Raw genomic sequence first — 14,213 nt, 5'->3', positions numbered from 1 at the left:
CGACCAGCAAGACACCGGCCCAGCCGGACGAGCGAAACCGCCAGAGCAGGACCAGTAAACGGACATACAGAAACGGGCCCCACCGTTTTCACGGTGAGACCCGAATCTCAAAGTGCGCGAGGGGGGATTTGAACCCCCACGTCCCTAAGGACACTGGCACCTGAAGCCAGCGCGTCTGCCGTTCCGCCACTCGCGCATGAGTGATGTCGTTCGATTCCCCGCACTGGTTTGTGCGACTGGCTGGCGACAAGAAGAAGATTAGCACGGTGGTCGGGGTGGATTCACACGCATAGTTTCCGGGGACCCGCCAGTGGAACGCCGTCCTCGGGCACCCACTCCTCCAGGGAGAAGCACGCGTGCGGGACACTGTCAGCAAGCCACCTCTACGATCCCTTGTGAGGGGTGACACTCATCGACTGGGCGGACAAGGGGAACCAGCCGTTTTCCCGGCGCGTGGATACGATCAGTAAGCAGTACCAGGACGACAACGACGGAGGAGGTGCCCCATGGGAGTCCTGAAGCGTTTCGAACAAAAGCTCGAAGGCATGGTGAACGGCACCTTCGCCAAGGTCTTCAAGTCAGAGGTCCAGCCCGTCGAGATCGCCGGCGCCCTCCAGCGCGAGTGCGACAACAACGCAACGATCTGGAACCGCGAGCGGACCGTCGTCCCCAACGACTTCATCGTCGAGCTCAGCACCCCGGACTACGAGCGCCTGAGCCCGTACTCCGGTCAGCTGGGCGACGAGCTGTCCGGCCTGGTCCGCGACTACGCGAAGCAGCAGCGCTACACCTTCATGGGCCCCATCAAGGTCCACCTGGAGAAGGCGGACGACCTCGACACGGGTCTCTACCGGGTACGCAGCCGCACGCTCGCTTCGAGCACCTCGCAGGTCGCAGCCCCCTCCGACCCGGGCCCCGCAGCCCCCTCCGCCCCCCGCGGCGGCGGATACGGCTACCCGCCCCCGGCCTCCGGCGGCGCACCGCCCATGCCGCAGGCCCCGCCCGGCGGCCCGGCCCGCCCCGGCCCGGGCGCCGACCGGCGCACGCCCGGAGCAGGCCCGGGCCCCATGCCCGGCGCCCAGATCCGGCGCTGGATCGAGATCAACGGCACCCGGCACCAGATTTCCCGGCCCACCCTCGTGATGGGCCGCAGCACAGAGGCCGACGTACGGATCGACGACCCCGGCGTCTCCCGCCGGCACTGCGAGATCCGCACGGGCACGCCTGCGACGATCCAGGACCTCGGGTCCACCAACGGCATCGTGGTGGACGGCCAGCACACCACCCGCGCTACGCTCCGCGACGGCTCGCGGATCGTCGTGGGCAGCACCACCATCGTTTACCGGCAAGCCGAAGGGTGAAGCGGGGGCAATGTCAGAGCTGACCCTGACGGTCATGCGGCTAGGTTTCCTAGCTGTCCTGTGGCTATTCGTAATTGTGGCCGTCCAGGTCATCCGCAGCGACCTGTTCGGTACGCGCGTCACGCAACGCGGCTCACGCCGCGGCAATGCGTCCGACACGCGTACCCAGCAGCAGAACACCGGCGGGGGGCGCCAACAGGCCGCACCCCCGCCGCAGCAGCAACGCCAGCGCCGCGGCGCCCCGACCAAGCTGGTCGTCTCTGAAGGCAGCCTCACCGGAACCACGGTGGCGCTCCAGGGGCAGACCATCACGCTGGGCCGCGCGCACGATTCGACGATCGTGCTGGACGACGACTACGCGTCCAGCAGGCATGCCAGGATCTACCCGGACCGCGACGGCAACTGGATCGTCGAGGACCTGGGATCCACCAACGGCACCTATCTCGACCGGAACCGGCTCACCACGCCGCAACCGATTCCGCTGGGCGCACCGATCCGCATCGGCAAGACCGTCATCGAGCTGCGGAAGTAGTACGACAATGAGCGAGCGGAGCGAGCGAGCCGCAGCGGCCCCGGCACAGGGCCCCAGCGCCCTGGCCACGGGCCCGAGCGCGCTCCCGACCGGAGGGTGGGCAGTGTGGCTCGAAACCCGGTGTACCCGGAGCCGACGGGCGAGGTGCGTATGAGTCTGTCCCTGCGCTTCGCCGCCGGATCGCACAAGGGCATGATCCGCGAGGGGAACGAGGACTCCGGCTACGCCGGTCCCCGTCTTCTGGCGATCGCCGACGGCATGGGCGGTCAGGCCGCCGGCGAGGTCGCCTCCTCCGAGGTGATCTCCACGCTGGTCCAGCTCGACGACGACGTGCCCGGGTCGGACATCCTGACCTCCCTGGGCACCGCCGTGCAGCGGGCCAACGACCAGCTGCGCATGATGGTCGAGGAGGACTCCCAGCTGGAGGGCATGGGCACCACGCTCACCGCCCTGCTGTGGACCGGCCAGCGCCTCGGCCTCGTACACGTCGGGGACTCTCGCGCGTACCTGCTGCGCGACGGCGTCCTCACCCAGATCACGCAGGACCACACCTGGGTGCAGCGCCTCGTCGACGAGGGCCGCATCACCGAGGAAGAGGCCACCACCCACCCGCAGCGCTCCCTGCTGATGCGCGCGCTGGGCAGCGGCGACCACGTCGAACCCGACCTCTCCATCCGTGAGGTGCGGGCCGGCGACCGCTATCTGATCTGCTCCGACGGCCTGTCCGGCGTCGTCTCCCACCAGACGATGGAGGAGACGCTCGCCAGCTACCAGGGCCCGCAGGAGACCGTCCAGCACCTCATCGAGCTGGCACTGCGCGGCGGCGGCCCCGACAACATCACCTGCATCGTCGCCGACGTCCTGGACGTCGACGGCAACGACACCCTGGCCGGGCAGCTCAACGACACCCCGGTCATCGTCGGCGCCGTCGCCGAGAACCAGATCCAGCTCCACGACAGCGGCGCCATGCAGACCCCAGCCGGCCGGGCGGCCGGCCTCGGCCGCCCCACGCCGTCCCCCCGGCCGCAGCCGCCCTCGGGCAGCTTCGGTCCCGCGGGCAGCGGCGGCGGGTACGGCGGAAGCCTCCCCGACGACACCTTCGACATGTACAACGGCGAGGACTTCGTGAAGTCCCCGGGCCGCAAGTGGCTGAAGAGATCGCTGTACCTCGCGCTGGCGCTCGCCGTCGTCGGAGGCGGTCTGTACGGCGGCTACCGCTGGACCCAGACCCAGTACTACGTCGGTGCCAGCAGCGAGCACGTCGCGCTCTACCGGGGCGTCGACCAGGACCTTCCGTGGGTCTCTCTCTCGAAGATCGAGAAGGACCACCCCGAGATCGAACTCAAGTACCTCCCGGACTTCCAGTCCAAGGAGGTCAAGAACACGCTGCCGGCCGGCGACCTCGCCCAGGCGCGCGAGAAGATCGAGAAGCTCGCGCTCCAGGCGTCCGCCTGCAAGAAGAAGTCCGAGCAGCGCACCGCTCCGCCGCCGAAGCCGCCGGCCCAGCCCGACCCCGGCAAGACGCCGGGCGCCAAGAACGGCGCCAAGACGCCGCCGAACGCAGCCACACCCACTCCGAGCGCCCCCGCTCCCGGCCCCACCCTCTCCGAGGAAGAGCAGGAACTGGCCTCGCAGTGCGGTAAGCCGGCCACACCGTAGGGGGCCCACACCACCATGAGCGTTGTCACCAACACGACCACCATCGGCGCGATCGAAGCACCCAGCAGGCGCAACACCGAGCTGGTCATGCTCGCGTTCGCCGTCGCCATCCCGGTCTTCGCGTACGCCAACGTGGGGCTCGCCAAGGAAGGCACCCTGCCCGCGGGCATGCTCGGATACGGAGTGGGGCTCAGCCTCCTCGCCGGCATCACGCACCTCATGATGCGCAAGTTCGCCCCGTACGCGGACCCGCTGATGCTGCCCATCGCGACCCTGCTCAACGGACTCGGGCTGGTGATCATCTGGCGGCTCGACCAGGAGCCGTCGATCACCACCGCCGCGCTCGGCGGGCCGATGGCGGCCAAGCAGCTGATGTGGTCGACCGTCGGCGTCGCGCTCTTCCTGGGCGTTCTGCTGCTCCTCAAGGACCACCGGGTCCTCCAGCGGTACACGTACATCTCGATGGTCGTGGCCCTCGTGCTGCTGATCCTGCCGATGTTCTTCCCCGGCGTGAACGGCGCGAAGATCTGGATCACCATCCCCGGCCTCGGCTCGCTGCAGCCCGGCGAGTTCGCCAAGATCATCATCGCGATCTTCTTCGCGGGCTATCTCATGGTGAAACGGGACGCGCTCGCCCTGGCCAGCCGCCGCTTCATGGGGATGTACCTGCCGCGCGGCCGCGACCTCGGCCCGATCCTCGCGATCTGGGCGCTCAGCCTGATGATCCTGATCTTCGAGACCGACCTGGGCACCTCGCTGCTCTTCTTCGGCCTCTTCGTGATCATGCTGTACGTCGCCACCGAGCGCACCAGCTGGGTCGTCTTCGGTCTCACCCTCAGCGCCGCGGGCGCGGTCGGCGTCGCCACCTTCGCGACGCACGTCCAGTCCCGCGTCAACGACTGGCTGAACCCGCTGGCCACGAAGTGCGTACAGGGCGAATGCGGCCTGGTCACCGAGACCGCCCAGTCGATGTTCTCCTTCGGGTCCGGCGGCCTGTTCGGCTCCGGACTCGGCCAGGGGTACTCCCGCTTCATCGGCGGCATCGCCCCCAAGAGCGACTACATCCTCGCCACCATCGGCGAGGAACTGGGCCTGACCGGCCTGATGGCGCTCATCCTGCTGTACGGCCTGCTCATCGAGCGCGGCATCCGTACGGCGCTGGCGGCGCGCGACCCCTTCGGCAAGCTCCTCGCCATCGGGCTCTCCGGCGCCTTCGCCCTCCAGGTCTTCGTCGTCGCGGGCGGCGTCACCGGCCTCATCCCGCTGACCGGCATGACCATGCCGTTCATCGCGCAGGGCGGTTCCTCCGTGATCGCCAACTGGGCGCTGGTGGCCATCCTGCTGCGCATCAGCGACACCGCGCGGCGCCCCGCCCCCGCCCCCGCACCGTCCCCCGACGCCGAGATGACCCAGGTGGTCCGACCGTGAACAAGCCCCTGCGCCGGGTTGCCATCTTCTGCGGAATCCTGGTCCTCGCACTGCTCGTACGGGTCAACTGGGTCCAGTACGTCCAGGGCGACAAGCTCAAGAGCCACACGGACAACCGCCGCGTCCTCGTCGAGCGCTACGCCCACCCGCGCGGCGACATCGTCGTCGACGGCAAGGCCATCACCGGCTCCGTCGAGGCCAAGAACGGCGACCTCAAGTACAAGCGCACGTACAAGGACGGCCCCATGTGGGCCCCCGTCACCGGCTTCGCCTCGCAGGTCTACGGCGCCACCCAGCTGGAGAAGCTCAACGACGGCATCCTCACCGGCACCGACGACCGTCTCTTCTTCGACCGGACGCTCTCCCTGTTCTCGGGCGAGGAGAAGAAGGGCGGCAGCGTCGTCACCACCCTCAACGGCGACGCGCAGCGCGCCGCCTACAAGGGCCTGATGGGCAAGAAGGGCGCCGTCGCCGCCCTCGACCCGAAGACCGGCAAGATCCTCGCGCTGGCGAGCACCCCCTCGTACGACCCGTCCAAGATCGCCGGCATGGCGGACGGCGAGGAGTGGAAGAAGCTCGACAAGAAGGTCAACCCGGACGACATCTCGCTCAACCGGGCACTGCGCCAGACCTACCCGCCGGGTTCGACCTTCAAGGTCGTGACGGCAGCCGCGGCACTGGAGCACGGCAAGGTCACGAACATCGACGACAAGACCGACACGCCGCTGCCGTGGATCATGCCCGGCACCACGACCCCCCTGCCGAACGAGGGCGACATCCCCTGCAAGGACGCCACTCTGCGGGTCGCGCTGCAGTGGTCCTGCAACACGGTCTTCGGCAAGCTCGGCTCCGATGTCGGCGCGGACAAGATGCGGGAGACGGCCGAGAAGTTCGGCTTCAACAGTGAGCAGTTCACCCCGGTCCGCTCCAACGCGAGCGTGTGGCCCAAGAAGCTGAACCCCTCGCAGACCGCGCTCTCCTCCATCGGCCAGTTCGACACCGCCACCACCCCCCTCCAGATGGCCATGGTGACCGCCGCCATCGCCAACGACGGCAAGCTGATGACCCCGTACATGGTCGACAAGCTGACCGACCCCAACCTGGACGTCATCAAGCAGACCGACCCGGTCGAGATGAGCCAGCCGCTCTCTGCGGACAACGCGCAGAAGGTCCAGCAGATGATGGAGACGGTCGTCAAGGACGGCACCGGCAAGAGGGCCCAGATCGACGGCGTCACCGTCGGCGGCAAGACCGGCACCGCCCAGCACGGCGTGAACAACGAGGGCGACCCGTACGCCTGGTTCATCTCCTACGCCAAGACCGACAAGGGATCCCCGGTCGCCGTCGCCGTGGTCGTCGAAGACAGCGAAGCGGCCCGCGGTGACATCTCCGGAGGCGGTCTCGCCGCCCCCATCGCCAAGAACGTCATGCAGGCAGTACTCGACCGCGCGAAGTAGGCCGGACCGGGGGACGGGGATGTTTCACGTGAAACATCCCCACCCGCGACCGGGGTCCGGAGTGACCCCGGTCACCACCCCGTCCCATTCGCGCACGTTGACGTACCGGTCAGGTATCAGGTGACGGTCTCGGGCCGAACGGGTGCGGACCGCCCGGTACCGTATGCGCGAACAGCACACCGCCGGACCACGCACGGGTGCGGTCGGGACAGACGGAGAGGGCTGGATTAGCTATGGAAGAGCCGCGTCGCCTCGGCGGCCGGTACGAGCTGGGCTCGGTGCTCGGCCGTGGTGGCATGGCCGAGGTCTACATCGCCCAGGACACCCGGCTCGGCCGCACCGTCGCTGTGAAGACGCTCCGGGTGGACCTCGCCCGCGATCCGTCCTTCCAGGCCCGGTTCCGCCGTGAGGCCCAGTCCGCCGCGTCGCTCAACCACCCGGCGATCGTCGCCGTCTACGACACCGGCGAGGACTACGTCGACAACGTCTCCATCCCGTACATCGTGATGGAGTACGTCGACGGGTCGACCCTGCGCGAACTCCTGCACTCCGGGCGCAAGCTGCTCCCCGAGCGCACCCTGGAGATGACCGTGGGCATCCTCCAGGCCCTGGAGTACTCGCACCGCGCCCAGATCGTCCACCGTGACATCAAGCCGGCCAACGTCATGCTGACGCGCACCGGCCAGGTCAAGGTCATGGACTTCGGCATCGCCCGCGCCATGGGCGACTCCGGCATGACGATGACCCAGACCGCCGCCGTCATCGGCACCGCCCAGTACCTCTCCCCGGAGCAGGCCAAGGGCGAGCAGGTCGACGCACGGTCCGACCTCTACTCCACCGGCTGCCTGCTCTACGAGCTGCTGACGGTACGTCCCCCCTTCATCGGGGACTCACCGGTCGCGGTCGCCTATCAGCACGTACGGGAAGAGCCGCAGGCCCCGTCGAACTTCGACCCCGAGATCACGCCCGAGATGGACGCCATCGTCCTGAAGGCCCTGGTCAAGGACCCCGACTACCGCTACCAGTCGGCCGACGAGATGCGTGCCGACATCGAGGCCTGCCTCGACGGCCGCCCCGTGGCCGCGACCGCCGCCCTCGGCGCGGTCGGGTACGGCGGCTACGACGGGTACGGCGGCAACGACCAGCCCACCACCGCCCTGCACCAGGCCGGTCAGGGCGGCGGCCAGACGGCGATGATGCCGCCCGTCGGCAACGGCGGAGACGGCTACGGCAACGGGAACGGCGGCTACGACGAGCCGGCGGGCCGTCGCCGCCAGCAGCCCAAGAAGAGCAACACCTCGACGATCCTGCTGGTCGTCGCGGGCATCCTGGTCCTCGTCGGCGCCGTCCTCATCGGCAACTCGCTGTTCAACGGCGAAAAGAAGCCCCAGGCCATGGACGTGCCCAAGCTCGTCGGGCAGAAGTTCGCCGACGCGCAACAGTCGGCCAAGAGGGTCGACCTGTTGCTCAAGCGCACCGACGCGCCCTGCGAGAACCAGGAAAAGGGCAACGTCTGCTCCCAGACGCCCGCCGACGGCACGATCAACAAGGGCGACACCATCGACGTCGTCGTCTCGACCGGCGCCCCCAAGGTCAAGATCCCCGACGTCGTGGAGCAGAGCCAGGAGCGGGCCTCCAAGCGCCTGCGCAGCGACGGCTTCGTCCCCAAGGTCGAGCAGGAGGAGTCGTCCGAGCAGGCCGAGGGCACGGTCATCAGGCAGTCCCCCAAGGGCGGTGAGTCCGCGGAGAAGGGCTCCGACGTCACCATCACCATCGCCAAGAAGAAGCAGCTGACCGTTCCTGACCTGACCGGTCAGACGTACGAGGCCGCCGAGCAGACCCTCAAGAACCTCGGCTTCGAGACGGTGAGCAAGGCCGAGCAGGAGTCCGAGAAGACGCCGAACACCGTCATCAGCCAGAGCGTCAAGGGCAAGGCTCTCCCCAGCACCGCGATCACCCTGATCGTCGCCAAGCCCAAGCAGCAGGAGACCCCGCCGCCCGGCGAGCAGGTACAGATCCCGGGCGACCTCGTGGGCAAGACCTACGGCGAGGCCAAGGGCATCCTGGAGGGCCTGGGCCTGACCGTCCAGCCCGGTCCCGGCGGGAGCGACAAGGACGACGCCAGGGTCATGGCCGTCACCCCGGGCGGCAACACCATGGTCGCCAAGGGCTCCGCGGTGACCGTGACCGCCATCGGCGGAGGCGGCGGAGGCGACCACGGCGGCGGGATCTTCGGCAACTAGCCGCACGCGCCGCCACGGCGAAACGCGAAAGGGCCCCCGGCACACACCGTGCCGGGGGCCCTTCGCCGTACCGCGCAGAACTCACGAGGCCGTGTGAAGCCCACGAAGCCGTCCGGAACCCGCGTACTGCTACCCCAGCTCCGCCGGCGGCGTCCGCTTCGCGTCCACCTTCTCCGTGCGCTCCAGCTCGCCCCACACCACATAGCGGTACCTCGACGTGTAGACCGGCGTGCACGTCGTCAGCGTGATGTAGCGGCCGGGTCCTGTCCTGCCCGACTCCTTCGGGACCGGGTCCAGCACCTTCACGTTGTACTTCGACGTCTCCGGCAGGGCCGCGTACACCTTGTAGACGTACCAGTTGTCCTTCGTCTCGAAGACGATCGAGTCGCCGTTCTTCAGCTTGTCGATGTTGTGGAACTTCGCCCCGTGCCCGTCCCGGTGCGCGGCCAGCGAGAAGTTGCCCTGCTTGTCCCACGGGAAGGCGGACTTCACCGGGTCCGTGTAGTAGCCCGCGACACCCGCGTTGAGCCCCTTGGTTTCGGTGCCCTTCCTGACGAGCACCTCACCGTTCTTCATCGCGGGCACGTGCAGGAAGCCGATGCCGTCCTTGGTGTCGAGGGCACCGGGCGCACTGCTCTCCCAGTTGTGCCGCACGTCGTCGCCCTGCCGGCCCGCCTCACGGTCGGCCAGCACGTTCGTCCACCACAGCGAGTACGCCACGAAGAGGCCGAGCACCAGCCCCGCGGTGATCAGCAGTTCACCGAAGACACTGATCGCGCCCGCGATCCGCCCCCGCGCACGCGAGACCCGACGCGGCGGCGCGGAGTCCCCTTCCGTCCGCTCGTCCCGCTCGGTCCTCGCTGCCACCGCACCCGTCCCTCATGTCCTGGTCGCCGGCCCGGACCGGTCTCCGCCGGTCACCGAACCGCCCTCAGCCGCTCTCGGCTGCTCTCCCGACCGCTCTCAGCCGTCGAGCGCCGCCGGCATGCCCTTGCTCCGGGGCCGCTCGTCGACCATCTTGCCCCAGACAATCAGGCGGTACGTGCTGGTGAATTCGGGCGTGCACGTCGTCAGGGTGAGGTACCGCCCGGGCTTGGTGAAACCGGAACCCGGCGGCACCGGCCGGATGACCGAGACATTTGCCGGCGACGTCTGCGGCAGCATCGACGTCATCTCGTACGTGTAGAACGCGTCCTGCGTCTCGACGACGATCTTGTCGCCCTTCACCAGCCGGTTGACGTAGCGAAAGGGCTCGCCGTGCGTGTTGCGGTGCCCCGCCACCGCGAAGTTCCCCTGCTTGTCGGCCGGCATCGCCGTCTTCAGCTTGCCGTCCGCGTAGTGACCGACCATGCCCCGGTCCAGCACCTTGTGCTTGTCGATGCCCTCGGCCACCGGAACCTTCACGTCCAGCTTCGGGATGTGCATGATCGCGAAGCCCTGCCCGGGCTCGAACGCCCCGGCCGCCTTCGGCTTCGCGCCGCCCTTCGCCCAGCCGTCCTGGAGGCTGTGCCTGGCCCCGTCGGCCTGCATCCCGGCCCGGACGTTGGTCCACCACAGCTGGTACGTCACGAACAGCAGCATCACCACACCGAAGGTGATGAACAGTTCCCCGACGAACCGGCTGACGACCACCCCCGTGCTGTCCTTGCGCACCGGCGCACTGCCCCTGGCCCCCCGGCGGCGCCCGGCACGACCACCGGGCTCGGGGCCGGGGGCGGAAGCGGGGCCGGGACCGAGGTCCGGATCGAAATCGGGCTGGGGCTGAGGCTCGGACTCGGGCTCGACTATTCGGCGCCGGCGCGGCGTCTGCGTGATCGTCGGCAGTGCGAACGTCTCGTCGTCCGCAGGCTGTTCGGGCGCATAGGTATACGGCTCGGGCCGTACGTACGTCTGCGGCCCGGGCTGTACGTAGGTCTGCTGCGGCGCCTGTGCCTGCTGTGGTTCCTGTTCCTGCTGCGGCCCGTACCAGTCGCGCCGGTACCCCTCGGGGTCGTACCACTCCTCGGGCCGGGGACCGGGCCGAAGGGGCTGAGGCTGAAGGGGCTGAGGCTGAAGGGGCTGAGGCTGAAGGGGCTGCTCGTACTGCTGCTCCGGGTACTGCGCCTGCGCCTGGGAGTACTGGGGATACTGATACGGCGTCTGCCCGTACTGCTGCTCCTGGTAGGGAGGCTGCTGTACGGCCCCCTGCTGCCCCGCATACGGGTCGTACGGGTCGTACGGCTCCCGCACCCGGCCCGGCTGCTCCTGTCCCGGCAGCGGGTCGTTCAGCGGGTCCGCGAGCCGGTCCACCGCCGCACCGAGGGCGTCCGCCCCGAAATCACCCTGTCCGCCGTACTGCTGCACCCCGTACGCCTGCTGCTGCGGGTCGTACTCGTACTCGTAAGGCGCGTCGGCGGCATCGTGTTCGGGACGGAGCGCCGTCACGCGGCAGCCTTACCTGCACCCACCACCGGAGCCAACCCCACCGACCGCTCCACGGCCTGGGCGTCGCCGCACTGCACGAGCCAGTTGGCCAGCATCAGGTGACCCCACTCGGTCAGCACCGACTCCGGGTGGAACTGCACGCCCTCGACCGGAAGGTCACGGTGGCGCAGCCCCATCACGATCCCGTCGGCGGTCCGCGCGGTCACCTCCAGCTCGGCCGGAACGGACTCCGGTGCGGCCGCGAGCGAGTGGTAGCGCGTCGCCGTGAAGGGCGACGGCAGCCCGGCGAAGACCCCGGCGCCCTCGTGCAGCACCGGCGACGTCTTGCCGTGCAGCAGTTCCGGGGCCCGGTCGACCACGCCTCCGTACGCCACCGCCATCGACTGCATGCCCAGACACACGCCGAAGACCGGAATGCCGGTCTCCGCGCAGTGCCTGACCATGTCGATGCAGACGCCCGCCTGCTCCGGCGCACCGGGCCCGGGGGACAGCAGTACGCCGTCGAAACCGTCCTGGGCGTGGCTCAGCTCGACCTCGTCGTTGCGGAGCACCTCGCACTCGGCGCCCAGTTGATACAGGTACTGGACGAGGTTGAAGACGAAGCTGTCGTAGTTGTCGACGACCAGAATGCGCGCGCTCATGTGCCGTTCGTCCCGTTCTCTCCGTCAACCGTCACGTCACCGAACGGAAGCAGGGGCTCCGCCCACGGGAAGACGTACTGGAAGAGCACGTACACCACCGCGAGGATCAGGACGAGCGAGATGAACGCCCGCACCCATGCGTTGCCCGGCAGATGCCGCCAGATCCAGCCGTACATGCTGCCCCTTCCGTTCGGTCGTGACCCAGACTAAAGGGCGGCCGCAAGCAGGTGGGGTCAGCCGGTCAAAGCCGCCGGCCTGCCCTTGCTCACGGGCTGCGTCGCATCAAGATGTGCCCATGCGACCAGCCGGTGGCTGCTGCCCCACTCGGGGTCGCAGGTGGTGAGGGTGAGATAGCGTCCGGGCCCGTCGAACCCGGCCTTCCGCGGCACCGGGTCCACGACCCCGACATCGCTCGGCACGGTCAGGTACGGCAGCCTGTCGATGCGGTACGTGAACCAGGTCGTGCCGTCGCTGAGCACCACCGCGTCGCCCGGCCGCAGTTCGGGGAAGTCCTTGAAGGGATCGCCGTAGGTCCTGCGGTGTCCCGCGACGGAGAAGTTGCCCGTCTCGCCGAGGCGCGCCGTGCCCGCATAGTGGCCGAGGCCCTTCTTCAGGGTTCCGCTGCCGGTGCCCTCCAGGACGGGCCAGTCCCACTTCCTGCCGAACCGGGGCACGTACATGACGGCGAAGGGTTTCCCCTCGCGGTACGAGGGCGGGGCGGGCGGCGCCGGTGCGGCGGACCCCGTGGGGGCGGGGGTGGCCGCGGTGGCGGCCGGCCGGTGCGACCACTCGTCCCGCAGGGCGTCGATCTGCCCGTCGGAGGCTCCGGCGGCCTGCACACCGGTCCAGAAGAGCACGTAGACGACGAACAGGACGATGACGGCGCCGACGGTGATGCAGAGCTCGCTGAAGGTCCTGACGACCAGGCGCGAGGAAACGGACACGGACACGGCGTGGCCCCCTTCCCGTCACCCGTGACCGCTGCGGCTACTGCTGCACGGGCTTCGCGTAGTGGAGATCCACTGTGCCCGAGTAGCCGGGCAGAGTCATCGCCTCGTGCTCGTCGACTTTCCAGCCGAGCCCGTACGCCTTCACGTACAGCTGGTAGTTCTGCAGCGCGGGGGAGGCCGTGAGCGCCCTCTTGAGGCTGCCGCGGTCACCTACAGCGGTGACGGTGTACGGCGGCGAGTAGACGCGGCCCTGGAGGATCAGGGTGTTGCCGACGCAGCGGACGGCGCTGGTGGAGATGAGGCGCTGGTCCATGATCTGGATGCCCTGGGCGCCGCCCTGCCAGAGGGCGTTGACGACGGCCTGGAGGTCCTGCTGGTGGATGACCAGGTCGTTGGGGTGCGGCTTGGGGTAGCCCGGGTTGGCGGTGGCTCCGGGCGGGGCGTCGTTGAGGGTGACGGTGAGGGCCTGGCCCGTGAGCTTCTCGGCTCCGGCGGCCTTCTCCAGCGCACCGAGCTTGGCGTCCTCCGCCCGGGTGCTGCCGTCGTCGCGCCGGGCGAGGGCGTCGACGTCGCTGCGGACGGCGCCGGTGGACTTCTCCAGCGCCTTGTTCTTCTCGCTGCGCTGCCGGGTGAGGTCGGAGAGCTTCAGCAGCGAGTCGTCGGTGCGGATGTTGGTGCCCTTGGCGGTGTTGAAGCTCGTGACGAAGATGAGCCCGGCGAGGGCGAAGACGCCTGCGGTGAGCAGGCGCACCGGGCGCAGCGCGGGACGCCGTGCGGCAGGCCGGTCCGTGGACCGTTCCGCGGCCCGTTCCGTGGACTCGTCCGGGGAGTCGGCAGAATTGCTCATACCCTTATCTCCTTCGACGCCGCGGAAGCACTACGCTAACGGACGCCCGGGGGAGGCAGTGTTTCCCCTGACGGCTCCCGCCTGCCCCTTGGCGTCACGCCACAGTTCCCTGCGCGGTAACGCAGCGCATCGACAGGAGAGTCCCTCGTGCCGAAGTCACGTATCCGCAAGAAGGCTGATTTCACGCCTCCGCCCGCCGCGAAGCAGGCAACCGCGATCAAGCTGACGAGCCGCAGCTGGGTGGCGCCGGTGATGCTGGCGCTGTTCCTCATCGGTCTCGCCTGGATCGTGCTGTTCTACGTGACCGAGGGCGATCTGCCGATCAAGAGTCTGGAGAACTGGAACATCGTGGTCGGCTTCGGCTTCATCGCCGCCGGCTTCGGTGTCTCCACGCAGTGGAAGTAGGGGCACTTCCGGGGCCCGCCCCGCAAGCACTGCCCAGAACTGTCCACAGCGTTATCCACACCTGAGGAAAAGTTACGACGATCTGTGGATAACTCTCACGCTGTTGACGCCAGTGTGATCGCATCCTCACTCCGCACCTCACTGCCGCCCCTTGTCCTGGCCGGGAAAACCCAGCTCAGCGACAAGGGGCTCAGTTGTTCCCCCGTCTCCCCACAGAATGCACAGCTGTCGCCACGCGCTGTGGACAACGCACGGGGGCCGGGGCC

The 14,213-nt window shown here is 68.8% G+C and carries 13 protein-coding genes and 1 tRNA gene; 7 read left to right on the top strand and 7 right to left on the bottom strand.

Going from position 1 to position 14,213, the window contains the following annotated elements; genetic code table 11:
- Positions 1 to 113 precede the first annotated feature (113 nt).
- Positions 114 to 196, bottom strand: a tRNA-Leu gene (locus tag ACH4SP_RS13765).
- Positions 197 to 506: 310 nt separating this feature from the next.
- Here ACH4SP_RS13765 and ACH4SP_RS13760 point away from each other — a divergent pair.
- The 6 genes from ACH4SP_RS13760 (at position 507) to pknB (ending at position 8,680) form a co-directional block, all read left to right on the top strand.
- Entirely contained in the window at positions 507 to 1,361 is an 855-nt protein-coding gene (locus tag ACH4SP_RS13760; protein WP_398414144.1) for an FhaA domain-containing protein, read from the top strand.
- A 10-nt stretch (positions 1,362 to 1,371) separates the two neighbouring features.
- Positions 1,372 to 1,893 (top strand): FHA domain-containing protein, encoded by a 522-nt coding sequence (locus tag ACH4SP_RS13755; protein WP_398414142.1) that lies wholly within the window; start codon positions 1,372 to 1,374, stop codon positions 1,891 to 1,893.
- Positions 1,894 to 2,043: 150 nt separating this feature from the next.
- Entirely contained in the window at positions 2,044 to 3,552 is a 1,509-nt protein-coding gene (locus tag ACH4SP_RS13750) for a Stp1/IreP family PP2C-type Ser/Thr phosphatase (protein WP_398414140.1), read from the top strand.
- 15 nt (positions 3,553 to 3,567) lie between these two features.
- On the top strand, positions 3,568 to 4,980 hold the full coding sequence (locus ACH4SP_RS13745; protein ID WP_398414138.1) for an FtsW/RodA/SpoVE family cell cycle protein: 1,413 nt from the start codon (positions 3,568 to 3,570) through the stop codon (positions 4,978 to 4,980).
- On the top strand, positions 4,977 to 6,437 hold the full coding sequence (locus tag ACH4SP_RS13740) for a peptidoglycan D,D-transpeptidase FtsI family protein (RefSeq protein WP_398414136.1): 1,461 nt from the start codon (positions 4,977 to 4,979) through the stop codon (positions 6,435 to 6,437). The genes ACH4SP_RS13745 and ACH4SP_RS13740 overlap by 4 nt, the downstream gene beginning before the upstream one ends.
- 233 nt (positions 6,438 to 6,670) lie before the next feature.
- Positions 6,671 to 8,680: a Stk1 family PASTA domain-containing Ser/Thr kinase gene (gene pknB / locus ACH4SP_RS13735; protein ID WP_398414134.1), complete on the top strand. Its 2,010-nt coding sequence runs from the start codon at positions 6,671 to 6,673 to the stop codon at positions 8,678 to 8,680.
- 129 nt (positions 8,681 to 8,809) lie between these two features.
- Here pknB and ACH4SP_RS13730 read toward each other — a convergent pair whose 3' ends face one another.
- From ACH4SP_RS13730 to ACH4SP_RS13705, 6 genes are all read right to left on the bottom strand, one after another.
- A complete protein-coding gene (locus ACH4SP_RS13730; RefSeq protein WP_398414132.1) occupies positions 8,810 to 9,547 on the bottom strand; it encodes a class E sortase in 738 nt (245 codons plus the stop codon).
- A 96-nt stretch (positions 9,548 to 9,643) separates the two neighbouring features.
- Positions 9,644 to 11,104, bottom strand: a complete 1,461-nt coding sequence (locus ACH4SP_RS13725; RefSeq protein ID WP_398414131.1) for a class E sortase — start codon at positions 11,102 to 11,104, stop codon at positions 9,644 to 9,646.
- Positions 11,101 to 11,745, bottom strand: a complete 645-nt coding sequence (locus ACH4SP_RS13720) for an aminodeoxychorismate/anthranilate synthase component II (protein ID WP_398414129.1) — start codon at positions 11,743 to 11,745, stop codon at positions 11,101 to 11,103. The genes ACH4SP_RS13725 and ACH4SP_RS13720 overlap by 4 nt, the downstream gene beginning before the upstream one ends.
- Positions 11,742 to 11,921: a hypothetical protein gene (locus tag ACH4SP_RS13715; protein ID WP_398414127.1), complete on the bottom strand. Its 180-nt coding sequence runs from the start codon at positions 11,919 to 11,921 to the stop codon at positions 11,742 to 11,744. The genes ACH4SP_RS13720 and ACH4SP_RS13715 overlap by 4 nt, the downstream gene beginning before the upstream one ends.
- Before the next feature lie 57 nt (positions 11,922 to 11,978).
- Positions 11,979 to 12,695: a class E sortase gene (locus ACH4SP_RS13710; protein ID WP_398414125.1), complete on the bottom strand. Its 717-nt coding sequence runs from the start codon at positions 12,693 to 12,695 to the stop codon at positions 11,979 to 11,981.
- A gap of 37 nt (positions 12,696 to 12,732) precedes the next feature.
- On the bottom strand, positions 12,733 to 13,542 hold the full coding sequence (locus tag ACH4SP_RS13705) for a DUF881 domain-containing protein (RefSeq protein WP_398414124.1): 810 nt from the start codon (positions 13,540 to 13,542) through the stop codon (positions 12,733 to 12,735).
- A 147-nt stretch (positions 13,543 to 13,689) separates the two neighbouring features.
- Between ACH4SP_RS13705 and crgA the strand changes: the two genes are divergently transcribed.
- A complete protein-coding gene (crgA, locus tag ACH4SP_RS13700) occupies positions 13,690 to 13,947 on the top strand; it encodes a cell division protein CrgA (protein WP_362413041.1) in 258 nt (85 codons plus the stop codon).
- Positions 13,948 to 14,213: the final 266 nt, after the last annotated feature.

Source organism: Streptomyces sp. NPDC021093 (assembly GCF_044333135.1).
Lineage (GTDB): Bacteria > Actinomycetota > Actinomycetes > Streptomycetales > Streptomycetaceae > Streptomyces.
This window is presented reverse-complemented; position numbering and strand designations above follow the sequence as displayed.

What these genes read in the sequence shown, in the direction of transcription:
- ACH4SP_RS13705 (WP_398414124.1), bottom strand. Translation starts at nt 13,542, where the DNA reads ATGAGCAATTCTGCCGACTCCCCGGACGAGTCCACGGAACGGGCCGCG.
- ACH4SP_RS13755 (WP_398414142.1), top strand. Translation starts at nt 1,372, where the DNA reads ATGTCAGAGCTGACCCTGACGGTCATGCGGCTAGGTTTCCTAGCTGTC.
- ACH4SP_RS13745 (WP_398414138.1), top strand. Translation starts at nt 3,568, where the DNA reads ATGAGCGTTGTCACCAACACGACCACCATCGGCGCGATCGAAGCACCC.
- pknB (WP_398414134.1), top strand. Translation starts at nt 6,671, where the DNA reads ATGGAAGAGCCGCGTCGCCTCGGCGGCCGGTACGAGCTGGGCTCGGTG.
- ACH4SP_RS13760 (WP_398414144.1), top strand. Translation starts at nt 507, where the DNA reads ATGGGAGTCCTGAAGCGTTTCGAACAAAAGCTCGAAGGCATGGTGAAC.
- ACH4SP_RS13715 (WP_398414127.1), bottom strand. Translation starts at nt 11,921, where the DNA reads ATGTACGGCTGGATCTGGCGGCATCTGCCGGGCAACGCATGGGTGCGG.
- ACH4SP_RS13750 (WP_398414140.1), top strand. Translation starts at nt 2,044, where the DNA reads ATGAGTCTGTCCCTGCGCTTCGCCGCCGGATCGCACAAGGGCATGATC.
- ACH4SP_RS13720 (WP_398414129.1), bottom strand. Translation starts at nt 11,745, where the DNA reads ATGAGCGCGCGCATTCTGGTCGTCGACAACTACGACAGCTTCGTCTTC.